The sequence below is a fragment of the Salinadaptatus halalkaliphilus genome (assembly GCF_006543045.1).
GTDB classification, from domain to species: domain Archaea; phylum Halobacteriota; class Halobacteria; order Halobacteriales; family Natrialbaceae; genus Salinadaptatus; species Salinadaptatus halalkaliphilus.
The window spans coordinates 129,042-154,448 of the sequence record NZ_RBZW01000003.1 but is presented as its reverse complement, the minus strand read 5'-3'; the positions used below and the strand labels follow the sequence as shown (position 1 = coordinate 154,448).

Here is a 25,407-nt window from a genome sequence, read left to right as displayed (position 1 = left end):
CCGAACGCCTCGACCCGCTCCGTGGGACCGGGCCGAACGAGCCACGCGTCGTCAGTGACTCCACCCCGCGTCGAGGACGACACGGCCGACGGTCCTCGAGACTGGCGGACCTCGAGGACGAACGTAGTGACGGTCGCTATTGTGTCGGGGTAATGTGTGCGATTACAGTGACGTTAGCTGAACGATATACTATCCCCACGGGATAGGTGGGTATGTATCGGAACGGACGAACCCGCCGCAGCCTGCTGGTCGCTGGGTCGACGACAGCGTTCGCCGTGCTGGCAGGTTGTACGGGGAGTAGCGACGACGAGACCGGGCCAACTGGAACCGACAACTCCGGAACAGACGGAAACAGTGCCGACCGGTGGGATGTCGAGACGCCGGACGATCCGGCGTTTCTGGCCAATCCCGACGTGGACGGGCCGTCCGACGAGGCGAGTTATGTCCTTGCGACGACGATCAGGAGCCACGGCGATGTCGGCGAGTACGACCGCTTCGCCGTCACCGTCGAAAGCGCCACGTTGTCCAGGGCGGATGGAGCCGATGTCACCGTTCCCGTCGGCGTACCCGTCGATCTTACCGGTTACGAAACCGGGCCGGCCGGCGACACCGTCACGCTCACGTGGGATCTCGGCATTCCCGCGGGCACGTACACTTCGCTGACCCTCGAGACGACGCCCGTCGAGATCGTCCACGAGGACGACGGCGACATCACAGACGCGTTCGAAGCCCCGCCGACTGCCGAGTTTTCGGCAGACGACGGCGCGGCGGTCTCCGCGGACGGCGCGTTGGTGACGGAGATGGAACTCGAGGTTCGATACGATTCCGCGTCCGGGACGCCGACGTTCGAGGAATCGCTGGCGGTAAACACCAACACCATGGAGTCGGTGGTGCTCGACCCTAGCAGGTACGAAAACTGATAGGGATTATCGTCGGAGTTCATCGTTTTTTCAACGACAAACCGAGAAACGTCGTTACAGACCACACTTCGAACCCGCCGGTTGGCTACGACAATCCCTATGAGTTATCGACTGACCGGGTACGTCGTGGGCTGTAACGCGGGGAAAATCCAAATCGGATGCCCGATCCGTCAGGAAGCGGCCATCACATCTCGAGACACTCCATATCGGGTGGGGAGATCGGATCGGTGTCGCCCCACGAGTGGTAGCGTACCGTCGCGACCGCCGACTCGAACTGGACCGGATAGCCGGTTTCGGTGCTGACGTACCAGCTGGCATCGTCCTCGGGGTGTGTGTACACCTCGACGGATTCGCCATCTATCGTGGTCGTCTCCGACGCCGAAAGCGTTCCCGTCTGGCCACTCGGTGATTGGATGTCCGGTATCGATGTCTCCGCCGCCGGCTCCTCGTCGACGAGGCAGTTCCCTTGGACGATCGAGTAGGACTTGCCATCGACGTAATAGGATTCGAGTACTTCGCCGTCGCCCAACACCGTACGGGTGTAGTGGTCGCCGTCGTGGAGCGTCTGGGTAATCTCGGGCGTTCCAGCCTCGTGAAGGGTTATCTCCGCGATGTAGGAGGTGCCGTACCTGATCTGGGTCTCGCCGGAGTCGCCACCGCCATCGTGTTCGGCACCGTCGGTCGTGTCCGTGGTTCCGTTCTGGTCGCCGGTTTCGGTTTCGCTCCCTACGTCACTGCCGGTACAGCCCGATAGCCCGGTAGCGACGCCGACGCCGCAGACGGCCAGCAATCGACGCCGAGTCACACGATCGCTCATCGGTTTTCCTCCCTGGATCCCCGCCGAGCCAGCAGATACGAGACGCTGCCGAGAGCCCCAAGCGTGCCCACGACGCCGGGTCCAGGCAACCCGTCGGCCTCGGCGGTCCCTCCACCCGAGCCGCCGGTACCGCCGGCCGTGCCGTCGTCACTGTCGCCGGAGCGATCGTTCGACTCGCGTTCCTGTTCGATCTCGTCGAGCGACGGCCGATCACCGGCCGCCGCGGTGTCGGCCCAGACATCGTGGTGGCCGAGCGTTCCGAGTTGCATTCGCGTCCCCTCGCTAGAACCGGAGACCCCGGCCTCGAGCGCGTAGACGGTGTTTCCGTTCACGAAGTAGACGATCCCGTCGACGACCGTCGGCGAGGGCTGGTGGTGGACGATACCGACGGGGTTTCCGGTGTCGAACGCCCATCGTTCGTCCCCACTGGTCGCGTCGATCGCGTAGCAATGGCCGTCGTCGCTGACGACGAAGACGGTCGCACCCGCGACGGTCGGCGACGACCGCACGTTGTCCTCGGTTTCGAAGGTCCACAACTCGTCACCGCTGTCAGCGTCGACGGCTACGACGTTCCCCTCCCAGTCGCCGACGAAGACAGTCCCGTCGGAGACGGTCGGCGAGGAACTGACGGATCCTGCTGTGTCGAACTGCCACTCGCTTTGCCCCGAGCCGGCGTCGACCGCCAGCAACCGGTTCGCCGACTCGCCGACGTAGACCGTGCCGTCGTGGACGGTCGGTGAGGACCGGATCGGACCGTTGGCCGCAAACGCCCACTCCTCGTCGCCTGTTTCGGCGTCGATAGCGTACAGGTGTTCGTCGTTACAGCCGACGTAAATCGTTCCGCTATCCAGGACCGGGGACGAATCGACGTCGTCGTCGGTCTCGAACGTCCACTCTCGCTGCGCCGTCCACGCGTCCAGCGCGTAGACGAGGCCGTCGCCGCTCCCGACGTAGATCGTCCCGTCGAACACGGTTGGCTGTGTGTTCGGTGCGTTCTCCATATCAACGCTGTAGAGGCGGTCGTAAGTCGTCGCGTCGTAGGCCTCGATCGCCGCGTCACCGCCATCCTGGGCGACGAAAATGATCCCGTTGACGACGCTCACCTCGCGTATCGGACGTCCCTGAAATATCTCTTCGAGGGGGTCGCCGGTCGCGGCGTCAATCGCGTGCAGCCGGTGAGAGGGTTGATCGGACATCCCCGTATAGACGACGCCGTCGACGACTGTCGGCGACGTTCGTGCCCGTTGGTCCGTTTCGTACGTCCACTCGAGCGAGCCACCGCTGGCTGTCGCAGTTGTGGTCCCGACACCGAGTGAACCTATCACGGACAGTCCTGCTACCGCAGCCGTTTGCAGTACACGACGGCGGTTCATCGTCTTCTCGGGTTGCAATCCCATACGCTCTGCGTGAATCCCACCTACTTGTCCTTCAGCTAACCGCCGTGTAAGTGAGTCAGTACGTCGAAAGTGACCGCCGTGCCTGGGACGAAGCGAAACGAACGAGACGGACAGGTGTCGTCTGTGTAACCAGTTTCGCGTCAAACGGTCGGTGTCGGTCGACCCAAAGAACATTCACGGTCAGGTAAGAACGGATAGGAAACGACCAGCATGAGTGTCTTGGCGTCCGTCCAGTTACTCGGTGCGGTGGTGGCGATCTGGCTCGGGGTGTACGCGTACCGACGGCGAGAGCGCCCTGGCATGATCTGGCTCGTGGCGGTTCTCTTTGGCGATACGGTCTGGATGGTTGCAGCCGGTGTCAACTACGCCAGTCACTCACTCGTCGTTTCGACGGCGATGCTCCAGATCCGGTACGTGGGGATCACCGTCATCCCGATCGCGTTACTGTTTTTCGCCCTTTCCTACACCGGATACGACGAGTGGCTGACGCCGTGGCACCGGGGATTGATCGCACTGCCGGCTCTCGGGGCGCTCCTGCTGGCGCTCACCGATTCGTTCCACGGCCTCTTCTATGCAAGCGTCACGCCGGCGTCGAACCCCCAACACGTCGCCTACGAGTACGGACTCGTCGCCGCCCCCTGGATCGCCTACGCGTTTGTGATCGTGGTCGTTGCCACTGCAGCGTTCGTCCGATACGCCATTGTCGCCGAAGATGTCTACCGGTGGCAGACGTGTACACTGGCCGGAGCGGTCTCGACGAGTGTCGTTGCCGACGCGCTGTTTTTCCTCCCGGTGCCGCCGAATGGATTCGCGATCACGCCGCTTGCGATCCTCGTCTCGAGTGCCATTGCCGTCGCAATCATCTCCCGCTTTGACTTCGGTCGACTCGTTCCGGCAACCCGGGAACTCGGTCGCAAGGAACTCATTGAACAGATGGAACTGGGGATGGTGGTACGCAACGCCGACGGACTGGTCGTGGATGTCAACCCGGCTGCGGCACGCATTCTCGGGTACGACACCGACGAACTACTGGGTGAGCAGGCGCCCGAGGCACTCCCCAATTCGGACGACCCGGACGTCGTCCAGCGGCTGTTCACCGTCGACGGTGTCGACCGAAACGTCGAAGTCCGGACGATTCAGGTAGGAAAGACGTCGGGGACAACGGTAATTACGTTCCACCAGATGGAAGATTTCACGGAAATCGTCTCACACGACTTGCAGGGACCACTGATGGAGATTCGTGGCAGTGCGGATCTAGCGATGTCGTCGGGGGACATAACGCACATCGAGCACGTTCTCGACGCTGCAAATCGGATCGACGAACTCGTCAGCGATGTCCTCGAACTCTCGCGTATCGGTCCGCAACTCGAGACGCACGAATCGGTCGATCTGGCCGATTGTGCGGACACTGCATGGAGGCACGTCTGGACGCCGACGGGCGAGCTCGTCGTCGAAACCGACCAGACGGTGATGGGCGACCCCAGTCGAATACAACAGTTGTTCGAGAATTTATTTCGAAATAGTGTCGAGCACAGTTCGAGCGCCGTTGGGCAACCGGCCGACACGCGTTCACGTGGTCGGGACGGGCAGCGGTTCTCCGCACCGAGCGAGGGTGCAGACGAGCGCGTCCGCGTCACAGTCGGGCCTCTGCCCGAGGGATTTTACGTCGAAGACACTGGTCCAGGAATTGCGCCCGAAGACCAGGAGCGTATCTTCGAAAAGGGATACACAAACTCACCGACAGGAACGGGATTAGGGCTCAGTATCGTCCGACAGATCGCCGTCGCTCATGGCTGGTCGATTCGGGTCACCGAGGGACGGGAGGGTGGTGCCCGATTCGAAATCTCGGACGCCGAGTTCGGCGGGGAACCAAATCCCGACGACACCCCCGGGTAGCCGTCACCAGTCCTCGTGGAAGGCGTCTGTCCCGCTACTGGCTCGGATGTTGGCACTCGAGTAGCGTCGGAATCGTTGCAGTTGTGACAGAAAATAAAGCGCATGCCCCCGCCTTCAGGCGGGGATCGAGCGGTAGGCACTGCCGAACAATCGCCGACTACTGGCCGTCTGGGGTCTCCTCGCGGACGCGCTTCTCGCCTTCAAGGAGCAAACCCTTCCACGTCAGCCCGTGGTGTTGCTTCAGTTCCTTCAACCGCTCGTACTGTTCATCGTCGTCGAACTCAATTCGGATCTCAACCATACACCATCACACAAACCACACAGTTATGTGTCTTGCGCCACAAGAGATAGTTGATGAAGCGGACCAATCAGTTCGTCGTTCGCCCCCGATCCGAACAGAACCGGGAGCTACTGCACGAACTGTTGGACGCTTCTGCTAGTCTCTGGAACGAACTCACCTACGAACGACGCCAGCAATACTTCGACGGCGAAAGCGTCTGGGACACCGCCGACTACCGCAAACAGTACGTCGGCGTTCTCGGAAGTGCAACCGCCCAGCAGCTCATCCGAAAGAGCAAGAGCGCGTGGAACTCATTCTTCTCACTCAAAGAAGACGGCGAGAAGTGTTCCCCGCCCGGCTACTGGGGCAACGAGGACGACGGTCGAACATTGCGGACCTACATTCGAAACGACCAGTACACACTGGAAATGGGCGACCGCTCTCGACTCGAGATTCCCGTCGGGAAGAAACTCAAGGAAAAGTACGGCCTCGGACACACCGAGCGTCTTCGCCTCGAAGTTGCAGGCGATCCGAAGTGGGACGGCAAACAGGGCCGGTTGGAACTGTACTACGACGAGTCTTCGGACCAATTCAGGGCCTTTCAGCCAGTCAGCGTCGATCATTCTCGACTGGATTCACCACTGGCGGACGAGACACTTCGTGTCTCGTCAACGGCACGAAACAGACGTACCACGGCCGATGGCACGGCCCGTGCGATTCGAGTGGGACGACCACGGATGGTCGGGGAAACCACACCCTCACGAACGTCCCAAAGAAGCGCGCACAAACCAGAGTATCCTACAATCGGCGTAGGGGAAAGTCGCTCGCGTGGTGGTTCGGCATGAGCCGAGACCCCCAATGTGAGGATTCCCGCGCCTTTAGGCGCGTGGAGGATGTCAATATGGCGTCTCGAGCGGTTCCTGATACTGTCGGACAGAAGTCAATAACGTGCCTCGTTCCGACAGATGCTGTTAACCCGTTGCAGTCCAACCATTCTGCAGATGGTGTATGTTTGATGCCTTCGTTGAGGCGGTATTTACCGTCCTCCTGTATATCGGCCTCCCTGCCCTCTTCGTGTTTTTCGTCTTGAAGGGCGCATTCATCGGGAAACCGCTCCCGACATCGGTGATCCTCCCCGGATACGTGCTGGCCATCTCTGCGGACTCCGTCGAAACCGCGATCGTCATCCTCGTTTCGAGCACCGGCTACGTCGCCGGGCAAGTGGTTATTTACTATCTCGCGCGCCGCGAGGGACTGTCGGCGCTCCAATCGTCGCCACGGATCCACATTCCGTCCAAGCGGATTGAGCAGTCGGAGCGCTGGCTCGAGGAGTACGGCGGTATCGGCGTGTTCGTCACGAATTTCGTGCCGTACCTCCGCGGGCTGATCATCATTCCGGCGGGGATAACGCAGTATCCCGTTTCGCGCCTCGTGTTTTTTTCGTCCACCTCGACGCTGATCTACCACACGGTGATCGTCGTCGTCGCGGTCGGTGCAGTCCAGACGATATTTTGACAGCCACCGGTTGCCGGTATCGAACGTGCATCGGTCGGTGATATCGGACGTGCAGAGCTACCCCCGCCCGGTCGGCGAGGGGCCAACGATTATGCCACTCCCGCCAGTACCACGCGTGTGAGCAGCGATTCGATCACGAACGAGAGCGAGACGTTCGATATCGGCGCAACGACCGTCCACCGACTCGGGTTCGGTGCGATGCGCCTCTGTGGCGCGGACATCATCGGGCCGCCCGAGGACGAGAACCAGGCTCGAGCGGTCCTCGAACGGGCCCTCGAGTGTGGCGTCGATTTCGTCGATACGGCCGACTCCTACGGACCGGGTGTGAGCGAACGGCTCATCGGGGAGGTAATCGGGGACGCCGACGACGTTCTCGTGGCGACCAAAGCCGGGATCCTCCGAAATCGTGCGGGAGAGTGGCTTGCCCACGGCGATCCGGACTACATTCGAAATCAGGTGTTGACGTCGCTCGACCGGCTGCGAACCGACACGATCGACTGCTATCAGTTCCACCGCCCCGATCCCGACACACCCTACGCGGACTCCATTCAGGCGTTCGCCGAACTACAGGACGATGGACTGATCGAGCAGGTCGGCGTCAGCAACGTCTCCGTCGAGCAACTCGAGACTGCGCGCGAACACGTCGACGTCGCCACCGTCCAGAACCGGTACAACGTAGACGATCGCTCGAGTGCGGACGTCCTCGAAGTGTGCGAGAACAACGGTATCGGGTTCATCCCGTGGGCACCGATCGATGCGGCCGACCTCGAGGCTCACAGCGACCTGTTAGACGAGATCGGTGCCGCCCACGACGCGACGCGTCGACAGGTCGCACTGGCGTGGCTTCTCGAGCGCTCGGACGTGACGCTCCCGATTCCGGGGACGTCGGATCCGGACCACCTCGAGTCGAATCTCGCCGCGTCGGCGCTCTCGCTGGAAGCCGAGGAGATCGACCGGCTGACCCAGGCGGCGGACTGACCGAGGTGCCAAACCGATCCGATCCCGGATTCGTCCACGATACGACCTACGACCGTCACAGTGGACGCGACTCGAGCCCTGCTCCGCCGTGGCGAGAGCCGAATACCCGCCGACGGGTGACACGGACCGAGAGCCGGGCTATGGCTGCCCTGGTCTGTCTTGGCTGCATTGGTAGGGGTGGTGGGTATATCCTTCTGGGCCCTACGACTACTATGAGGCTTGCTCACGTAACACAGTTAGAAGATTTCGGCACGCGTTCGCTCGCAGTTCACGGGATCATGGTACTCGCGTTCGTCAATGCGATCCTGGCGGGACTGTTCGTCGGCGGACAGCTTGGTGTGGTGTCGTTCGTCGCGTTACTCAATTTCACCGCCGGGCTGTGGGTTGCCCACTCGATTCACTCGCTCGGAAACGTGACGAGCGACGACGATTACAGCGGCGTATTAAACGAACTGTTCGACACCGGTGAGGCCGATTCGACTGACGGGTTCGATAGCGGCCGGTTCGGTCGCTTGCTCGCGTTGATCGCCGTCGTGACGGGGGCCTCGCTGTTGACCTCGGCACAGGCGCTATCGGAGGCGGTGCTTTCGGTCGCGGTCGTCGCCGTCGGTGCGATCGCCATACTGACTGCCGGCGTCGGTTTCATGATCGCACTCGGTGCCTCCTACGACGCATCCGAGGCCCAGCGACTCGAGACGATGCGTCAGCGCGGGGACGCCGTCGAGACGGACGGCCAACACGCCGACGATCGATAGCAGGACCCACTCCCACAATCAGAAGCTGCCAATCTACCATCGAGTTACTAATATATCTATCATGTCTGATTTACCTAGAAAGCTATAATATATTGTATTTCAAGAATGTATGCATGGCCGCAGAGAACACGCTCAGAGAGGCCGAAGAAGAGATGAAACGGGCGGAGCCGTCTCGGGGATTGAAAAACCAGGTCCCACCGGACGAAGAGATACAGTGGGTCGCCAAGCAGGACTTGCGGACGGCGTGGTTCAGTCTGATCTTACACAAACTAAAAGTGATGGTGATGATGCTCGTCGCTGGTTTCGTCGCCGCAATCTTTGCAATAGGGGTTGGCGGTCCACTGTTAGGATTGCTGACGTTCCTCGTGGTTGGAATCGGTGCTCCGGCCGGATATATTGTCTATAAATACAACTATTTGCAAAACACCACTATCGAGTATGCGGCGACGGATGAACAGTTCATCAAATACAAAGAGACGCCATCGACGACGAGGAGTGAAAGTCTTCCCATCAATCGTGCCAAAACCGCCAAATTTAGACAGGACCGATGGGACAAGATGCTCGATACGGGAGACATCCATATCCAGGGGATAGGCAGGGCTGGAAATCTATCTATCAACGACGTACCGAACTCAGAGGCGGTACATCGAATGGCCCAGCAACAGATTGCGGGGGCCGAACAGGTCGACGACGTCGGCGGTATGCAACAGGGCAGGGTCCAACAAGGCACGGTCGGCCGGTAACGCGAGTAACGAGGTGCCTTGGTCCGTAGGCCAACATTTTCTCCGGCTCACGACGAACAACAGGTCGCACCAGCGGAGCAAGTCGTAATCTGGATGCCTGGTGACCGGGGAGTCTAGCAAGGAAGCACACGCCCCTACCACGTGTCCATCGTCTCGAGCGGCCTGTGATACGGACCGCTGTACCGGTCTACCGGCGCAACTACGACTCGAGCTGACGTTGGATCGGTACTGCTCGAGACGGTCTGTTGTTTGACAGTGACAGCGTCTCCAATTTTGGTAGCCACTGCAAGTCGCTGCACATCCGATCGTACGAGGGCTGTGCGATCAGTGTGCAAATCGTTGCAGTTGTTACTCTATAACCGTCGCAATTCTCTCTGCATGATCGCACGCGGCTCGTCGTTCTGGGAAACTCGTCCTTCCACCGATGATAGAGTATGGTGATACTATCCGATGTATATATTATAACGAAATCTGATAAGAAATGCAGAAGCGGTCCCTATCGCCCAGGAGACCGCCTGCCAGCGAACGCGATTCTGCCTGGAGACGGTGAAGATAGCGGTGTAGCGCCGCCGACCACTCGCGCGGGCGGCTGTCGGGTTGCTCTGACGCAATCGCGAGCCGTCTCGTGGGTGGATTGGAACGTGGGGACGGTGAACCGGTTGAGAGCCGGCCGGCCCGTTCGCATCAATCCCATTGTCTTGGATACGGGTACTGGCGTGCAATAATAGTCAGGCAACTGTGACATGAGTGGGGCAGTTACCAGGAGGTAAGTCCCAGGGTCGGACTGTCGGGGCTATGCACCCGCATCCCGAACGCTCTCGAGAAGGCGCATACTTCTAAGAAGTGTTACTTGATCGCCTCGGCGAGAACCTCGACCGGTGTCGGCGGTTCGTCGCGGGCACCGGGTCGGTCACCGAGTTGGGCGCGACAGGATGCGCCGGGGGCGACGACGCGGTCGCCGGGACTCTCGTCGACTTGTTCGTAGAGCACAGAGCCGATCGCCTTGCTCATCGAGTAGTGTTCGGCCTCGTAGCCGAAGCTGCCCGCCATGCCACAGCACGTCGAGTCCAGCGGATCGACGGCATAGCCCGCCCGACGGAGGACCCCGACGGCGTGGTGATCCTTCGCGTGGGCTTTCTGGTGACAGTGGCCGTGATAGGCCAGGTGTACCTGGGGCGCGTCGAAGGTGATGCCGCCGTCGAGGCCGAATCGGTCGAGGTACTCACAGACGCCGTAGGTGTTGGCCGCGACTCGTTCGGTCGCCTCGTTACTGTGTAGCTCGAGAGCGTCGGCCTGGAGCATGACTGCATCGGACGGTTCGAGCAGGAGGATATCCCACCCTTCCTCGACGTACGGTTCGAGGGCGTCGACGGTGTCGCGAACCCGGCTGGCGGCGTCGTCGAGCAGCCCCTTCGAGAAGGCGGGCCGGCCGACGTCGCGTGGCTCGGCCACCTCGACGTGGACGCCCGCGGCCTCGAGCACGTCGAGGGCGGCCTCACCGGCCGCGGGATACTCGTGGTTGGTGTAGATATCGGGAACGAAGACGGCCCGCCGGACGGCGTCCTCGAGCGCCACAGCAGGGTCGTGGTCGGCGACGCGGTCGGCGAAGGTTCGGCGGTGGAAGGTCGGGAGGTCTCGGTCGCGAGCGATGCCGAGGGTTTTCTCCGCGAGGAAGCCGGAGCCGGGGAGGTTCGCGAGCCAGTTCGAGACGGGGGCGGTCGCGCTCCCGAGTTTTGCGAGGCGTTCGAAGTCGGTAAAGAGCCGGTCGCGAAGCGAGGTGCCGTGGCGTTCGTGGTGCTGGTGGGAGAGCTCGGCCTTGAGTTTCGCGAGGTCGACCCCGCTTGGACAGTCGTGTTTACAGCCCTTGCAGCCGATACAGAGGTCGAGAACTTCCTCGACGAACTCGTCGTCGGTGGGGTCGTCGGGCAGGTCACCGCTCATGGCCTGGCGGAGCATGTTCGCCCGGCCGCGCGTCGAGAGGATCTCCTCGTCGACCGCCCGGAAGGTCGGACACATGACACCGCCGGTAGTCTCTTGTTCGCCGCGACAGCCCCCACAGCCGTGACAGAGTTCGGTCATCCCCTGGAAGCCGTTGTCGTTCTCCCACTCGAGGGTGGGCTCGAAGCCGGGATCGAACGCGTAGTCGGGACCGTAGCGGAGGTGCTCGGTCATATCGGTCGGGTCGTCGTCGCGGAAGACGACCTGGCCGGGGTTGAGCAGCCAGTCGGGATCGAAGGCGGTCTTGAGCGCCTGGAAGGTCGTCCAGAGCTGCTCGCCGTAGAGTTTGCGGTTCCACTGGGTGCGGGCTCGCCCGTCGCCGTGCTCGCCCGAGACGGAGCCGTCGTACTCGACGACGAGGTCCGTCGCGGCGTCGGTGATCGCCTCCATCTGTTCGATGCCCGCCTCGGTCTTCGTGTTGACGAGCGGCCGAATGTGAAGCACGCCGGGGCCGGCGTGGGCGTAGAAGCTCGTGTAGGTGTCGTACTCCTCGAGCATCGCCTGGAAGTCGGCGACGAACTCGCGGAGATTCGCCGGCGGGACGGCCGCGTCCTCGATGAACGCGACGTGTTTCTCGTCGGTCGTCCGCGAGAGCAAGATCGGGAGGCCGGACTTGCGTAGCTTCCAGATCTCCGTGCGGCGTTGCTCGTCGTAGGCCTCGAGGGCGTCGAAAGCGACGATATCGGCGTCGGTGGTGGTCCGCTCGTCCTCGTCGTCGGGCTCACCGGCGGGATCGACAGCGGGACAGCGATCGGCAAGCAGGTTCGCGACCTTGCACTGGCCTTCCGAGACATCGTCGGCGTAGAACTCGACGAGCAAGACCGCGGCCGTCCCGTCGGGGAGCATCTCCGTGACGGGACCGAACTCGGGCGTGTCACGCGCAAGGTCGATCAGCACGTCGTCGATCACCTCGACGGCGGCTGCGTCGTGCTCGACGATCGGCGCCACGTCGCTCATCGCGTCGAGGACGCTGTCGTATGCGAGCAAGGCCATACTCTTCTCGGCTGGCACGGACTCGAGCGAGACCGTCGCTTCGGTGACGATCGCGAGGGTGCCCTCGCTGCCACAGAGCAGTTTCGCGAGATTTACCGTCCCGCCGTCGGCGTCGGGTTCGCCGATTCCCCGCTTGGCACCGCGGGCGTCCTCGACGAGCCAATCGAGGTTGTAGCCCGAGACGTTGCGTTTGAGGTCTGGGTAGCTCTCCTCGATCAGGTCGCCTTGCTCGTCCAAAATGCGAGCGACTTCGGCGTAGATATCGGCCTCGAGGCCGTCGCCATCGGCGAGGTCCGGGAGATCTTCGAGGGCGACTTCGCCGAAGGTCGTGACGGTGCCATCCGCGAGGACGACCTCACACTCCTCGACGTAGGCGTCGGTCTTGCCGTACTGCAGGGAGTGGGCGCCCGTGGAGTTGTTGCCGATCGCACCGCCCAGCGCGCTCTTGTCGCCCCAGGCTGGGTCGGGCGCGAACTTCAGGTCGTGGGGGGCGAGTGCCTCGTTGAGTGTCTCGAGGTAGACGCCGACCTCGGCCGTGGCCCGTCGTTCGTCGGGATCGATCGAGCGGACGTCGTCCATGTCGGTCGTGAAATCGAGGACGACGGCCTCGTTGACCGACTGGCCGGCAAGACTCGTCCCGCCGCCGCGGGGAAGGACCGGAATTCCCCGATCGGCACAGTAGGAAACGACCGCGGCGACGTCGTCGGTCGAAGTCGGAAAGACGACGCCGATCGGCGTCATTTCGTAGATACTCGCGTCCGTCGCGTACAGTTCTCGAGAGTACGAGTCAAATCTGACCTCTCCCTCGACGAGACGTTCCAAATCGTCGACGAGTGCCGGTCGGTCGACGTCGTCGCTTTGATAGTCGTAGGTCGCTGCTGGGTCGGTCGCGGGGTCTGGTCGGTCCGGTGGTGTGGTCGTCATTGGGTAGCGCTCGCGATCAGTTTGTGAAGCAGTTGGGACTCACGGCTGGTCAATGTATGGATACGCTTCGCGGAACCGGGTCGGCTGCAGATAGTGGCTCGTGTCGCGCTGGGGTGCGTGTCGCCGGCGAATCCGGCGACGACCGAATCCGAACCCGTCCCGTCTCGAATACAGTGTTCGATACGACCGGCGACTCCGGTAGTGGGACCGACGCCGTTACTGGCTCAATTCGTCCCAGGGCGTCGTTTCGGCCTCGGTGAACTCGAAAAGGTCCTCGAAGTCGTCGGGAAGCTGTCGGTCGACGTTCGCGAGTTTGCCCCCTGGCACCAGTTCGCTCACCAGCGCGACAACGGCTTTGCTCCGGTAGACCACGTCGGCGTCGTCGACGGCTGCGGGCCCACCGTACCCGGTCTCGAGCTCGAGGTCGTCGTAATTCAACCGGTCGCCGACGCGGTCGACGAACGCGTCGTAGTCGAACTGCTGGCCGTGGTCGACCGCGAGGAGGTACCGATCGATCTCCATCGGAAGCGGGCTCGCGATGTCCGTCGCCCCGCCTTCGTCGACCCGTTCACCGAGGGTCTCGAGGACGGCACGCGTCGTTCGGGCCGCCTCGCCCTGGGTGTCGGCTTCGATGCGGTGCTGTACTTCGCCGAGAAACTCCGTGTAGCTCGTCCCCATGGTGACTCAGTGCTCGCGTCGGTACGACGGTCGTCCATCGCATAGACCCTGTACCGGAACTCGCAAGCGTCGATCCGTCCGGTCGTCGCTTCGTTGATCACGAGTCGAGTAGTGGTCGGGTGGCGTTCAGACCGACGAGCGTCGCCGTCAGTCCGGCCGCGACGGCGACGAACAGCGGGTTCAACAGCCCGGCGAGGGCGACGGGGACAAGCACCACGTTGTAGCCAAGCGCCAGCCCGAGGCTCTGCCGGGTTCGGTCTCGAGCGGCGCGTGCGAGAGTGAACGCGTCTTCGACCGCCGCAAGGTCATCGTCGACGATGGCGAGATCGGCAGCGTCGGCGGCCAGCGCCGTCCCGCCGCCAAGCGAGATGCCGAGGTCGGCGTCGGCGAGTGCTGGGGCGTCGTTCGTGCCGTCACCGACCATCGCGACCGTCCCCGACGCTCGCAGCCGACCGATCGCCGCGGTCTTGCCGGCCGGCGAGACGCCCGCGAAGACGTGATCGACGCCCGAGTGGGCTTCGCAAAACGCCGCCGCCGACGCCTCGTCGCCCGTCAGGACGACGACCGACACACCGTCGTCCTCGAGACTCGAGACCGTCGCCTCCCAGTTCGGTCGCGGCTCGTCGCCCAGCACGACCACGCCCGCCGCGGTGCCGTCCCGGCCGACGACGACCGGCAGCTGTCCTCGCTCTCGCACGTGATCGACGCGCTGCTCGAGCCGGTCCTCGAGTTCCCACCCTCGTTCTCGGAACAGATCTGGATGGCCGACGAGTATCTCCCCACCGTCGACGACGCCGGAGACGCCGGTCGCGTGGCTGTGAAACGCCTCGACCGTCGGCGCGGTTTCCGTTCCCGCGGTCGCTCCAGTGCCCCCATCCTCGGTTGTCTCTCCCGTCGCCACCTCCTCGGTTGTCGCTTCCGTGTCCGCTCTCTCGTCGGCTGGCGGTTCCTCGTCGGTCCCGCCGTCAGTCGTCGCCCGGTCGTTCGTGTCACCGACAGCTGTCCCGTCGCCGTCGACCGCCGCCGCGATAGCCGTCGCAGCCGGATGTGATCCACGGCGCTCGAGCGCCCCAGCAGCCTCGAGCAGGTCGTCGGGAACCGTGGCCTCGTGGATGGTCATCGCGCCGGCGGTGAGCGTCCCCGTCTTGTCGAAGACGACGGTATCGACGGCGCGAAGCCGCTCGAAGACGGTCTCGTCGAAGACGACGATGCCGCGCTCGCCCGCCTCGCGAATGGACTCGGCGACGGAGAGTTGCGGTGCGAACGCGAGCGCCCACGGGCTCGCGACGACGACCGTCAGAAGCGTCGCCATAGTGACCGTCGTCCACGCACTGCCGGTGGCGTACTGGGCGATTCCGACGACGAGGATGGCACCGACGACGGCCGGCGCGATCCTGGTCGCGAGTGCGTCGGCCCGCCGGCCGACGCCGTGATCGACGCTCTGGAGGTCCCAGACGCGTTCGGTGAGCCGAGCAATGGTACTGGTCGCGTCCGCGCCGACCTCGACGACCGCCGCGTCGCCGGTCACCACGGCACCGCCGATCACCGGGTCGCCGGGCGCTTTCGGAACCGGGAGCGACTCGCCCGTCACGACCGCTTCGTCGACCGTGCAGCCGTCCTCCCGGAGGACGCCGTCGACCGGGATTCGTTCGCCCGCTCGCACGAGAATGCGGTCGCCGGCCTCGAGGTCGTCGACCGGGACCGTCCGCGTCGAGCCGTCGGCCTCGTAGACGCGGGCCTCGGCCACCTGGGAGGCGGTGAGATCGGTGAGGCGCTCGCTCGCCCGGCGCTTGCACGTCGATTCGTGGAAGATCGCACCGACGACCAGCGCCGCGACGACGATCGTCAGATCGTAGTAGACGTCGGTCCGCCCGAGCGCGAGCGCAAGCGTGCCGTAGACGTACGCACTGACGATCGTCCACGCCGCGAGGACGTGGGTGTTCACCCGCCGCAGCCGCAGGCTGATGTAAGCACCGCGAAGCAGGGGCATCCCGGCCAGATAGAGCACGACGCCAGTCACGACGAACGACAGCGGGAGAAAGAGGAAGCCATCGAAGTCGGCGAAGGTCTCGCCGTACAGGCCGAGCATCCCCCAGTCGGAAAATGCGGCGAGATGAACCGGGTAGAAGACCGTCACGTACGGCACCAGGAGGAAGGTCCCGAAGACGACGCCGACGATGTACCGTATCTCGAGGGTGTCCTCCGAGCGCCGTTTGCGAAGGCCGGACATCTCTCGAGCGCGTCGCGTCCCGCCCGCGTCCTCGTCGCCGGTATCGGCCTGATCGCGCCGATACGCCGTGTAGCCGGTCGTCGTCAGTGCGTCCTCCAAGTCAGCTGCCGAGCACCGGTCGGGATCGTGATCGACGCGAACGGCTTCGGTGACGTAGCTTGCAGTCGCCTCGACGACGCCGTCTCGTGATTCGGCGACGGCCTCGAGGAACGCCTCACAGGTCGCTGCGTACATGCCGTCGATCCGGAAGAACGTCCGCTCGAGGTCGTCGTCGGAAGACGAGCGGGCGTCGACGGGCGGCGTTTCCTCGACGTCCACCGACGCCGACCCGTCGGGGAGCGGTAGCTCCCGCGCGACATGTCGGCAGCCGTCCGAGCAGAACGTGTCGCCGACACGGTCGACGGCCCGGTCGGGAAGCTGCTCGCCGCAGAGTGCACACTGGTCGGCTGTCTCCGGATCGTGTGCCACAGTGGCAGTGCGCGCTCGAGGCTAATAACGATGTCCGGCGAGTTGGTGGGCGTGTCGGCGGTCGTCACTCCGCCATCGTCTCGCTCTCGCTGGAATCGCCGATCTCGTCGGCGTCGGCGCTCGCTTCGGGACCACCACTCGAGTCGGAACCGTCAGCGTCGTCCTCGAGGAGCGACGCCTTCCAGGTGCCACGCGTAAACCAGGCGACGGCGGCGATCGCGCCGACGATGTCGCCGATGAGGACGCCGGCCCAAATCCCGGTCGTCCCCCAGTCCGCGACGACGATCAGGGCGAGGGTGACGGGGACGCGGACGAGCCAGAGCCCGAAGACGGCGAAGGCGAGCGCGGTTTTCGTGTTGCCGGCACCGCGAAACGCGCCCAGAATGACCTGCATAACGCCCATGAAGACGAAGCCGACGGCGGCGAACTGGAGGTAGGTGGTGCCGTAGGCGATCGTCGCCGCCCGGCCCTCGGCCTCGGCGGTGAGAAAGACCGAGACGAACGGCTCAGGGAAGACGAACGCGATCGCACCCGCGACGGCCATGATGGCGCCGATGACCCCCGCGCCGATCCACGTCGCCGAGGCCGCCCGATCGGGTTTGTCCGCACCCAGATTCTGCCCGACGATCGAGTCCATCGCCTGGCCCATCCCCATCGCCGGCAGGAACGCCAGCGAGATGAGCCGATTCCCGAGGCCGTAGGCCGCGACGACCGCCGACGGAAACGTGACGACGATGGCCGTCATCGCGACCATCGCCAGCGCCGTCATCGACTGCTCGAACGCCGTCGGGACGCCCAATCGTACGATCTCGCCGACGTACTCCAGCCGCGGCCGGAGGTGCTCGGCGTCGATCGTGGGCCCGACGTCGGTGTAGTACAGCAGGTAGAACCCGAGGGCCGTCGCGATCCCGCGGGAGATGACCGTCGCGACGGCTGCACCGGCGACCTCGAGGCGGGGCAGCGGGCCGACGCCGAAGATGAGCAGCGGGTCGATCGCGAGGTTGATGAGGACGCTTATGGCCATCACGCGCATCGGCATGCGGGTGCTGCCGTAGCCTCGCATGAGCGCGACGAAGACGTAGAAGCCGAAGACGAAGGGGAGCCCGAGAAAGAACACCCGCAGGTAGTCGGCTGCAAGCGGGATGATCGCGGCCTCGGTGTCGGGGTCGGCCGGCAGGGCCGCGAGCATCGGATCGGTTACGAGATAGCCGACGATCCCGAGAACGATAGCGAGCAGCGAGATGAACGAGAGCGTCTGGCCGGCGATCAGCCCACCCTTGCCGCTGTCGGCACCCGTATGCTGGGCAATCAAGATCGCGCCGGCCGTCGTAAAGCCGCTCCCGACGGCGATCAGCAGGAATAGTAAGGGAAACGCGAGACTCACCGCTCCCACTGCGTCGGGCGAGAGCGCACCGAGCCAGAAGGTGTCGCCGACGTTGTACGCGACCTGCAGGAGCTGAATGACCACGAGCGGCCAGGCCAACTTGAACATCGGCCCCAGGAGCGATCCCTCGGTGAGATCGCTCTCGGCCGGTTGCGAAGCGGCGGGCACGTTCACACCGTAGAGCCAGACCTACTTGATCGCTAGTGATATGTGGTATCGCCAACCAATATTGTCGGACGCGTATCGACTCCGCACCGATCACGAGCGTTCGAACTCGCGGTTATGGTCGTCGCGATCCACACTCGAGTCGGCCTCGTCACGTCGTTCCTCCGTGAGTTCGATTCGATCGCGAGGATCGTCCAGACAGTGCGGACAGTAGACGTTCTCGCCGGACTCGAGGACGGCGATCGTGGTCCCGAAGAGAACACGACGCTGCTCGTATCGGCGAGACTCGCCGCCTTTGGCGCGACGACCGCACTCGTCGCAGTCGATGTCGGGGTCTTCGACCGTGCCGGTCCGAACGTCGCGTTTCGTGCCGACCGTCGTAACCGAATCGTGGGAAGCGTCCGCGGCCTGCCAGCAGACGACGAGTCCGAGCACGAACAGCACTGTGCCGACCCACCAGTAGCCCAACCAGGTAGGGACAAAGAAGACGGAGACGAGAATCCAGCACCACAGCAGAGCGAACCCGGCGTAATCCGCCACGCGGACCAACCCGTCGGCGGCGCTCGAGTGACGGCGGGGTCGTGCCATTTGGGTGTCAATTCACGCGAGTCCAGAATAGGTCTTTCGCTGCGAGCGGGCCGCCGACGCCGTGGGTCCGTCGGCGCTCCACGACGCCTTCCGATACGGTTTTGGACGGGCACAAAGAAGCCACAGGCGATGATCGACCGGACCTATCTGCGCGAGCACCCCGAGGAAGTACGCGAGGCCCTCGACAATCGGGGCGCAGACGTAGATCTCGACGGCATTCTCGAGTTGGACGAACGATGGCGCGAACTGAAAGCCCGCGGCGACTCGCTGCGTCACGACCGCAACCGGATCAACGAGAAGATCGGGAAACTCGTCGGCAAGGACAACGAGGACGAGCGCGAGGAAGCCATCGAGCGCTCGCGGGAACTCAAGTCCGAACTCGTCGAGGTCGAGGAGGAAGCCAACGCGAAAAAGGACGAACTCGACCGGCGCCTGCTCGAGATCCCCCAAATTCCCCACGAGAGCGTTCCGCTTGGCGTCGACGAGCGCCACAACGTCGAGGATCGCCGCTGGGGATTCGACGACGACCACGAGCTGCCCGAGACGGTCGTCCCCCACTACGAACTCGGGGAAGACCTGGATATCATCGACGAGAGCCGCGGCGCGAAGACCACCGGCGCCGGCTTCTACTTCCTCAAGGGTGACGGCGCGCGACTCGAGCATGCGCTGATCCAGTTCATGCTCGATCTCCACCGCGAGCAGGAGTACGTCGATGTCTTCCCGCCGGTTCCCGTCTCGAGCGAGTCGATGCGTGGCACCGGCCAATTGCCGAAGTTCGCGGACGATGCCTACCGACTCGGCGGCGACAACGAACGCTACGACGACGACGATCTCTGGCTCTGTCCGACCGCGGAGGTCCCCGTCACCAACATGTACGCCGACGAGATCCTGTTAGACGACGACCTCCCGCTGAAACACCAGGCCTACACCCCGAACTTCCGGCGTGAGGCCGGCGAGCACGGTACCGAGACGCGGGGTATCGTCCGCGTCCACCAGTTCAACAAGGTCGAACTCGTCAACTTCGTCGAACCCGAGGAGAGCTACGACCGCCTCGCGGGACTGCTCGACGAAGCCGAGGAAGTGCTCCGACGCCTCGGGCTTCCCTACCGCATTCTCGAGCTCTGTACCGGCGATCTGACCTTCGCCTCGGCCAAGACCTACGATATCGAGGTCTGGGCGCCCGGCGACGATATGGAGGACGGTCCCGACGAGGGCGGGCGCTGGCTCGAGGTCTCCTCGGCCTCGAACTTCGAGGACTTCCAGGCGCGTCGCGCCGGCCTGCGCTACCGACCCGAACGCCACGAATCGGCCGAGTATCTGCACACCCTGAACGCCTCGGGCGTCGCCTTGCCCCGCGTGATGGTCGCCATCCTCGAGTACTACCAGAACGAGGACGGCACGGTGACGATTCCCGAGCCACTGCGACCGTACATGGACGGCCAGGAGGTTATCGAGGGCCACGAGAAGGTCGGCGAGAGCGCACTCGGTGCGGGCGAGCGCGAGTAGCACCAGCAGCCCCGCATCGACGGGACGATACCGCCAGTCTGTATCGTCCGACAGTTCGGTCTGGCAGGTTGCCGTTGCCCACACTCGTCGTGAGAGGGCTCTTTCTCCCGTTGGTTGTCATAGTGGGCCGCTCGTAGCGTTCCGTGGACGGGTTTCGACCGCCGTTCGCACTCCGGGATGGACCGACGACTGACTAGTTATTTAAACAGAATGTTTTTTATACTGTCTAGTCGATGCCGTAACTCGCCACATGAGTGGAACGCTACCCACCATACGGTCCCTATTCGAGACGGTCGCACGGTCGTACGTGACGATCGTCGTCGTTGCCCTTCTCGTCGGCGCCGCGATCGCTCCGGTCGCCTGGGGCGCAGCGAGCGGGCCGGATGGGACGGTTGCCGTGATCGAGATGGATAGTTCGATAACCGAACCGACCGCCGAGGCCGTCACCGACGACCTCCGGGAGGCCCGTCAGAACGAGTCGATCGACGCGGTCGTGCTCGTCGTGGATAGTCCGGGTGGTGGCGTCACCGCCAGTGAAAGCCTCTATCTCGCCGTCGAACGGACGGCCCAGGAGATGCCCGTCGTCACCAGCGTCCAGTCGATGGGCGCCTCCGGGGGCTACTACATGAGCGCCCCCAGCGACAAAATCTACGTCAATCCCGGTTCGATGATCGGCAGCATCGGCGTGGTCGCGACCCACGTCGACCAGCCGACGACCGACCAACAGATCACGACCGGGCCGGACAAAGCCGGGCCGACGAAAGCCCACGCGACGGCCCAGGCCGAGACGATGAAAGCGGCCTTCCTCGGTGCCGTCCTCGAGCACCGCGGTGACGAACTGACGATTACCGAGGACGAACTCGCCCACGCAAACACCTATACCGGCATCGACGGCGTCGAAAACGGTCTCGCCGACGAGATCGGTGACACCGACGTCGCGATCGGCACCGCTGCGGAGAAGGCCGGCCTCGACGACTACGAGGTCGAGGAGTTAAGCGACGACCAGCCACCCCAGGCGGGTGCCATCCTCATCGAGGAGGGCGGCGAGCCACTCGAGGATCCACACGCCCACCCCCAGACGTTCGGTGACTACGGCGAGATCCAGACGGTCGCGTTCCTCGCGATGTACGGCTCGGTCGGCGGCGAACCGATCGCCGATACGCGCGAGCCGCCATCCGCAACCGCGACGCACGAAGCCACGGCCACCGAACACGAGGATACCGACGAGCCGACGGGCGACGAACCGGCCACCGAGTCGACGCGCGACGAACCGGCCACCGAGAACGGAGGTGCGTCGCCGTGAATCGCGACGATGTCCAGTCCCGACTCGTACTGTTCGGCGTCATCGTCGTGGTGACCGTCGCCGCGGTCGCCGCGGCCGGCATCGTCACGAACCAGGGATCGACCGACCGTCCGTCCGTCGACCACGCTCACTTCCAGCCCGAGACCGTCGAGGGCCACGACCTCGAGCGCGGCGGCGAGATCACCGTCGATGCCGCCGGTTCGCAGACGGTTCTGATCGACGCCGCCCACGCTAACGACATCTCGAAAGCCGATCTCCAGCCGGTCGTCTCGGCGCTGACCGCCAGCGGTCACACCGTCGAGTACCTCGATCCGCCGAACCAGGATCCGAACGCGCCCGCCGAGGAACGCGAGCAAGCGCTTTCGGACGCGCTCGAGGGCGCCGACGCCTTCGTCGTCGTCGAACCCGAGATACGGTACACACCCGGCGAAGCCGACGCCGTTTCGGACTTTGCTGGCGGCGACGGCCGAGTCCTGTTCGCCGGCGGTCCGGACACTGCCGGCGACACACTCCTGGCGCCGACGACGCAGCCAGCCGGGACGAGTACGCCGACCGACAACGGTGAGTTCGCCTCGGTCACCTCCCAGTTCGCCATCGGATACGATACCGGCTACGTCTACGATATGGAATCGGACAACAACTATCGCACCATCGAAGCGACGCCCGACGCGGAGAGCCCGCTCACCGAGGGCGTCGACAGCGTCGTCTTCGACACGCCGACGCAGGTCGCGACGGCAGGCCAGTCGCTACTGACGACGAGCGCGTCGGCCGAACACTCCGAGAGCCGCGAGGCCGGCGTCTACCCCGTCGCCGTCGAAAACGACGATGCCGTCGCCGTCGGCGACGTCGGATTCATGACCAGCGAGCACTACAACCGCGCCGACAACGAGGCCTTCATCGGCAACCTCCTCGAGTTCCTCGTCGGTGCCGAAACCGCGCCCGCCGGAACCCCGACGGACGATACCGGAGCCGACACGGCTGTCGACGAGGAGATTCCCGACGAACTGGCTGACGAACTCGACGAAGCCGACGGCGATGGCAGTGCGGACGACGCGACGACAGACGCGGACGAAGAATCCGTCGACGACAGTCAGGAGGAAACCGACTGATCTGCGCCACCGACCGGCGACGGTCGGTCACTCCAGATGCCGGCTCGAGTACAGCCACAACAGCCCACAGAGCACGGTAACGGCGACTCCGACGACCGCGATGGCGGGTATCGACAGCACGTCGGCGTCGACGCTCTGCTGTGAACCGTCGGTCTCGGAGTGAGTCGTCTCGGTATCGCGTTCCGTAGCCGGCTCCGACGAGGTCGTTGCGTTCTGTGCCGGCGGATCCGGCGGCTCCGCGAGTGCGACCGCGAGTCGCTCGACCGACGCGACCGTCGCGTCGAACCGAAGTGTACCGTCCTCGGCGGTGTAGACCTCGAGTGATACCTCGGCCCAGCCGTCGCCGTCGGCCTCGTAGAGGACGAAATCGTCCGCTTCGAGGCTCTCTTTGCCGGTCGCGTCCTCGAGTTCGACAGCGTCGACGCTAAACGAGAGGGTTCCGCTGGCCCCGTGGGCGCCGTCGACGGCGAGCGACGAGAGTGCGTCGCGGTCGTCCGGCAGCGCCGGCAGGTCGTCAACCGGATCGATGTCGGCGCGGATCGGTTCGGCGGGGCCGACATCCGCCAGTTCCAGCCGCTCGAACTGGACGGCGTCGCTCGAGTGGGGCGACGAGTTGCTGTCGTTGGCGCCGTTGCCCGCAGCGTCGTCGAATCTGTCGATCGTCGCCGAGATACCGTCGGCGGTTCGATCGTACGTGACCGCCGGTCCGTCACAGGTACCGGTTCGAATCGTCACCGGTTCCGCGAGCGAGAGCGTCGTTCGCTCCGGGTCCTCGATGTCGCCGGAGAGGACCTCCCAGCGTTCGATGCGGCCGTCGTCGTGCCAGTCCGGGTCGTGGAGGTCGGGGTTGTCGTGGAAGGCCGAGTGTTCGTTGAACCCGGGATGGATCGTCAGGGCGAACTCCTCGGAGAGGCCGCCGTTAATCGCGCCACCGTCGGTTCGGCCGTCGGCCCAGATCCAGGACGCCCCCAGCCAGCCCTCACCGCCGTACCACTCGGCCATGTTGGTTTCGCCTTCGTAGGCGTCGTCTCTGACCACCCAGTCGGCCTCGGGCGGGACGCCAACGACATCGAACGAGACCATGCCGCCAGCCGTCTGGCCCTCGAGACGGTCGTGGACCACGACGAGGCTGGTCCCGTCGGTTCCCTCGTGAAGCATGAGGATGCTGGTGTCGTCCGCCTGCAGGTGCTGTGTACCGTAGGAACTGTAGAGATTGTCGTCGCTGTCGGGATGGGTCTCGTGATTCCGGTAATCGTAGAGCGAGCCGACCGTCCCGTCGGTCTCGAGGGCCTCGATCGGCTGACAGATGTCGCCTTGTTCAACGACGTAGCTATCGACAGCGTCCGGTGGTGGGCTCGACTGGGCCGCTACACCGTGGCTCGTACCGCCCGCGACGGCACCGACGACGAGCACGGCGACGAGCAGGACTGTCCTCACACGCACCGCTGCTCAACTCCGTTCGCTCGAGCTGGAGGGCTGGTCACGTCCGACTGCACCGCCACTGGGCCGATAGTAAATGACTGCGATACCGACAGTAACGTGTCAGAAATCCAACTTCGTGGCGGCAATCCGTCTCAATCCGCACTCGACTCGAGTAACTCCGCGTTCGACTCGAGCACACGTCGATACCGGTTTCCGGCCCCGTCGTCGGCCGTCAACGCCGCACGGATCGTCGGGGAGAGCCACTCGCGATCGCTCGCGTCGTCGGGACTCGTCCCCTCGGCGGGTACGCCCTCGAAGTCGTCGGTACGCATCTCTGCCGGGAAGAATCGCTCGTAGACCGGCAGTCGCTCGCCCAGTGGGACGCCCGCGTGATCGGCGATCCCCTCGAGTTCCCGGAGGGCGGGCCACGAGTAGTCGGGGTTGATGTGATCGGCGGTGACCGGCGAGACGCCGCCGAGATCGTCGACACCGCAATCGATCAACTCGCGAGCGGGTGCGAGATTCGGCGGCACCTGCACCGAAATCTCCTCGGGCAAGGCCGCACGCGCCATCGCCGTCACCCGGCGCATCGTCTCGAGGTCCGGCGAGCCATCGTCCCAGCGCTCGTTGTTCACGACCGGCTGGACGATCACCTCCTGGACGTGGTCGTAGCGGTCGTGCATCTCGGCGATCGCGAGCAGACTCTCGGCGCGGTCGCGCCAGGACTCGCCGATGCCGACGAGGATGCCTGTCGTGAACGCCACGTCGAGTTCGCCCGCGTTCTCGATCGTTCGCAGCCGTTGACCCGGCTCCTTCCGGCGCGGCCCTGCGTGGGCGTCGACCGCGGCCGTCGACTCGAGCATCACGCCCATGCTGGCGTTGACGTCGGCGACTTCGGCCATCTGCTCGCGAGTCTGGTCGCCCGGGTTCGCGTGGGGCAACAGTCCCTCTTCGAGGGCGACCTCGCAGGCCTCTCTGAGGTAGGTGTGAATCGAGTCGTGGCCCCACTCCGCAAGCTGGTCGTACAGTTCCGTGTAGCGCTCGTCTGGGTCATCGCCGAACGTAAACAGCGCCTCCGTGCAGCCGGCGTCGGCACCCTGTCGGCAGATCTCACGGACTTCCTCGAGCGAGAGCAGCGAGGCCTGACCCGGCGGATCGAAGTAGGTGCAGTAGGTGCAGGTGTAGCGACACGCGGTCGTCAGCGGCACGAAGACGTTGCGCGCGAACGTCAACGCCGGCGGCGCCTCCACGTCCGCGGGCTCGACCGAAAGCAGGTCGTCGATGGCGTCGTCCGCGACCGCGATGTCGACGCCGTACTCGCTCGCGCCGGGAATCATA

At 64.2% G+C, this 25,407-nt stretch carries 19 protein-coding genes and 1 pseudogene; 10 read left to right on the top strand and 10 right to left on the bottom strand.

Annotation, left to right across the window (positions count from 1 at the left end; genetic code table 11):
• Positions 1-212: 212 nt before the first annotated feature.
• Positions 213-920: a hypothetical protein gene (locus tag D8Y22_RS00815; RefSeq protein ID WP_141462660.1), complete on the top strand. Its 708-nt coding sequence runs from the start codon at positions 213-215 to the stop codon at positions 918-920.
• A gap of 184 nt (positions 921-1,104) precedes the next feature.
• Here the strand turns inward: D8Y22_RS00815 and D8Y22_RS00810 are convergent, their stop codons facing one another.
• Together D8Y22_RS00810 and D8Y22_RS00805 are read right to left on the bottom strand one after the other, a co-directional pair.
• Positions 1,105-1,737 (bottom strand): hypothetical protein, encoded by a 633-nt coding sequence (locus D8Y22_RS00810; protein WP_141462659.1) that lies wholly within the window; start codon positions 1,735-1,737, stop codon positions 1,105-1,107.
• The gene (locus D8Y22_RS00805) at positions 1,734-3,134 is read right to left on the bottom strand and encodes a PQQ-binding-like beta-propeller repeat protein (RefSeq protein ID WP_174811711.1); all 1,401 of its coding nucleotides are present in this window, start codon (positions 3,132-3,134) and stop codon (positions 1,734-1,736) included. Before D8Y22_RS00805 ends, D8Y22_RS00810 begins: the two co-directional genes overlap by 4 nt.
• Before the next feature lie 210 nt (positions 3,135-3,344).
• Between D8Y22_RS00805 and D8Y22_RS00800 the strand changes: the two genes are divergently transcribed.
• On the top strand, positions 3,345-5,030 hold the full coding sequence (locus tag D8Y22_RS00800; protein ID WP_141462657.1) for a sensor histidine kinase: 1,686 nt from the start codon (positions 3,345-3,347) through the stop codon (positions 5,028-5,030).
• Between the two features lie 157 nt (positions 5,031-5,187).
• Here D8Y22_RS00800 and D8Y22_RS22110 read toward each other — a convergent pair whose 3' ends face one another.
• Entirely contained in the window at positions 5,188-5,331 is a 144-nt protein-coding gene (locus D8Y22_RS22110) for a hypothetical protein (protein ID WP_174811710.1), read from the bottom strand.
• Positions 5,332-5,384: 53 nt separating this feature from the next.
• On the opposite strand from D8Y22_RS22110, the pseudogene D8Y22_RS00795 reads away from it, so the two are divergent.
• The 5 genes and pseudogenes from D8Y22_RS00795 to D8Y22_RS00775 all read left to right on the top strand — a co-directional run.
• Positions 5,385-6,038, top strand: a pseudogene (locus D8Y22_RS00795) (IS200/IS605 family transposon protein TnpB); the annotation flags it as partial.
• Between the two features lie 280 nt (positions 6,039-6,318).
• Positions 6,319-6,825 (top strand): DedA family protein, encoded by a 507-nt coding sequence (locus D8Y22_RS00790; protein WP_141462656.1) that lies wholly within the window; start codon positions 6,319-6,321, stop codon positions 6,823-6,825.
• A gap of 117 nt (positions 6,826-6,942) precedes the next feature.
• Positions 6,943-7,803, top strand: coding sequence for an aldo/keto reductase (locus D8Y22_RS00785; protein WP_141462655.1), 861 nt, complete (start codon positions 6,943-6,945; stop codon positions 7,801-7,803).
• A gap of 212 nt (positions 7,804-8,015) precedes the next feature.
• Entirely contained in the window at positions 8,016-8,558 is a 543-nt protein-coding gene (locus D8Y22_RS00780) for a hypothetical protein (RefSeq protein WP_141462654.1), read from the top strand.
• Between the two features lie 113 nt (positions 8,559-8,671).
• On the top strand, positions 8,672-9,301 hold the full coding sequence (locus D8Y22_RS00775) for a YdbT family protein (protein ID WP_141462653.1): 630 nt from the start codon (positions 8,672-8,674) through the stop codon (positions 9,299-9,301).
• 846 nt (positions 9,302-10,147) lie between these two features.
• Here D8Y22_RS00775 and D8Y22_RS00765 read toward each other — a convergent pair.
• The 5 genes from D8Y22_RS00765 to D8Y22_RS00745 form a co-directional block, all read right to left on the bottom strand.
• Positions 10,148-13,216 carry an FAD-binding and (Fe-S)-binding domain-containing protein gene (locus D8Y22_RS00765; protein ID WP_141462651.1) on the bottom strand — a complete coding sequence of 1,023 codons (3,069 nt, stop codon included), beginning with the start codon at positions 13,214-13,216 and terminating at the stop codon, positions 10,148-10,150.
• A 216-nt stretch (positions 13,217-13,432) separates the two neighbouring features.
• Positions 13,433-13,894 (bottom strand): DUF2267 domain-containing protein, encoded by a 462-nt coding sequence (locus tag D8Y22_RS00760; RefSeq protein WP_141462650.1) that lies wholly within the window; start codon positions 13,892-13,894, stop codon positions 13,433-13,435.
• A 97-nt stretch (positions 13,895-13,991) separates the two neighbouring features.
• Complete coding sequence (locus D8Y22_RS00755; RefSeq protein ID WP_141462649.1) at positions 13,992-16,592, bottom strand: heavy metal translocating P-type ATPase; 2,601 nt, start codon at positions 16,590-16,592, stop codon at positions 13,992-13,994.
• A gap of 64 nt (positions 16,593-16,656) precedes the next feature.
• The gene (locus tag D8Y22_RS00750; RefSeq protein ID WP_141462862.1) at positions 16,657-18,084 is read right to left on the bottom strand and encodes an MATE family efflux transporter; all 1,428 of its coding nucleotides are present in this window, start codon (positions 18,082-18,084) and stop codon (positions 16,657-16,659) included.
• A gap of 150 nt (positions 18,085-18,234) precedes the next feature.
• Positions 18,235-18,729 carry a hypothetical protein gene (locus tag D8Y22_RS00745; RefSeq protein ID WP_141462648.1) on the bottom strand — a complete coding sequence of 165 codons (495 nt, stop codon included), beginning with the start codon at positions 18,727-18,729 and terminating at the stop codon, positions 18,235-18,237.
• A 129-nt stretch (positions 18,730-18,858) separates the two neighbouring features.
• Between D8Y22_RS00745 and serS the strand changes: the two genes are divergently transcribed.
• The 3 genes from serS (at position 18,859) to D8Y22_RS00730 (ending at position 22,647) form a co-directional block, all read left to right on the top strand.
• Complete coding sequence (gene serS / locus D8Y22_RS00740; protein ID WP_141462647.1) at positions 18,859-20,235, top strand: serine--tRNA ligase; 1,377 nt, start codon at positions 18,859-18,861, stop codon at positions 20,233-20,235.
• Positions 20,236-20,485: 250 nt separating this feature from the next.
• Positions 20,486-21,538 carry a S49 family peptidase gene (locus D8Y22_RS00735; protein WP_141462646.1) on the top strand — a complete coding sequence of 351 codons (1,053 nt, stop codon included), beginning with the start codon at positions 20,486-20,488 and terminating at the stop codon, positions 21,536-21,538.
• Positions 21,535-22,647, top strand: a complete 1,113-nt coding sequence (locus D8Y22_RS00730; RefSeq protein WP_141462645.1) for a DUF4350 domain-containing protein — start codon at positions 21,535-21,537, stop codon at positions 22,645-22,647. The genes D8Y22_RS00735 and D8Y22_RS00730 overlap by 4 nt, the downstream gene beginning before the upstream one ends.
• 27 nt (positions 22,648-22,674) lie before the next feature.
• Here D8Y22_RS00730 and D8Y22_RS00725 read toward each other — a convergent pair whose 3' ends face one another.
• Together D8Y22_RS00725 and cofG are read right to left on the bottom strand one after the other, a co-directional pair.
• Entirely contained in the window at positions 22,675-24,084 is a 1,410-nt protein-coding gene (locus D8Y22_RS00725) for a hypothetical protein (RefSeq protein WP_141462644.1), read from the bottom strand.
• A 137-nt stretch (positions 24,085-24,221) separates the two neighbouring features.
• Positions 24,222-25,406, bottom strand: a complete 1,185-nt coding sequence (cofG, locus tag D8Y22_RS00720; RefSeq protein ID WP_141462643.1) for a 7,8-didemethyl-8-hydroxy-5-deazariboflavin synthase subunit CofG — start codon at positions 25,404-25,406, stop codon at positions 24,222-24,224.
• Between the last annotated feature and the right edge of the window lies 1 nt (position 25,407).

Bases quoted from the DNA above. Each gene is read 5' to 3' on its own strand.
- D8Y22_RS00815 (WP_141462660.1), top strand. From the start codon at position 213: ATGTATCGGAACGGACGAACCCGCCGCAGCCTGCTGGTCGCTGGGTCG.
- D8Y22_RS00810 (WP_141462659.1), bottom strand. From the start codon at position 1,737: ATGAGCGATCGTGTGACTCGGCGTCGATTGCTGGCCGTCTGCGGCGTC.
- D8Y22_RS00805 (WP_174811711.1), bottom strand. From the start codon at position 3,134: ATGGGATTGCAACCCGAGAAGACGATGAACCGCCGTCGTGTACTGCAA.
- D8Y22_RS00800 (WP_141462657.1), top strand. From the start codon at position 3,345: ATGAGTGTCTTGGCGTCCGTCCAGTTACTCGGTGCGGTGGTGGCGATC.
- D8Y22_RS22110 (WP_174811710.1), bottom strand. From the start codon at position 5,331: ATGGTTGAGATCCGAATTGAGTTCGACGACGATGAACAGTACGAGCGG.
- D8Y22_RS00790 (WP_141462656.1), top strand. From the start codon at position 6,319: ATGTTTGATGCCTTCGTTGAGGCGGTATTTACCGTCCTCCTGTATATC.
- D8Y22_RS00780 (WP_141462654.1), top strand. From the start codon at position 8,016: ATGAGGCTTGCTCACGTAACACAGTTAGAAGATTTCGGCACGCGTTCG.
- D8Y22_RS00775 (WP_141462653.1), top strand. From the start codon at position 8,672: ATGGCCGCAGAGAACACGCTCAGAGAGGCCGAAGAAGAGATGAAACGG.
- D8Y22_RS00765 (WP_141462651.1), bottom strand. From the start codon at position 13,216: ATGACGACCACACCACCGGACCGACCAGACCCCGCGACCGACCCAGCA.
- D8Y22_RS00760 (WP_141462650.1), bottom strand. From the start codon at position 13,894: ATGGGGACGAGCTACACGGAGTTTCTCGGCGAAGTACAGCACCGCATC.
- D8Y22_RS00750 (WP_141462862.1), bottom strand. From the start codon at position 18,084: ATGTTCAAGTTGGCCTGGCCGCTCGTGGTCATTCAGCTCCTGCAGGTC.
- D8Y22_RS00745 (WP_141462648.1), bottom strand. From the start codon at position 18,729: ATGGCACGACCCCGCCGTCACTCGAGCGCCGCCGACGGGTTGGTCCGC.
- serS (WP_141462647.1), top strand. From the start codon at position 18,859: ATGATCGACCGGACCTATCTGCGCGAGCACCCCGAGGAAGTACGCGAG.
- D8Y22_RS00735 (WP_141462646.1), top strand. From the start codon at position 20,486: ATGAGTGGAACGCTACCCACCATACGGTCCCTATTCGAGACGGTCGCA.
- cofG (WP_141462643.1), bottom strand. From the start codon at position 25,406: ATGATTCCCGGCGCGAGCGAGTACGGCGTCGACATCGCGGTCGCGGAC.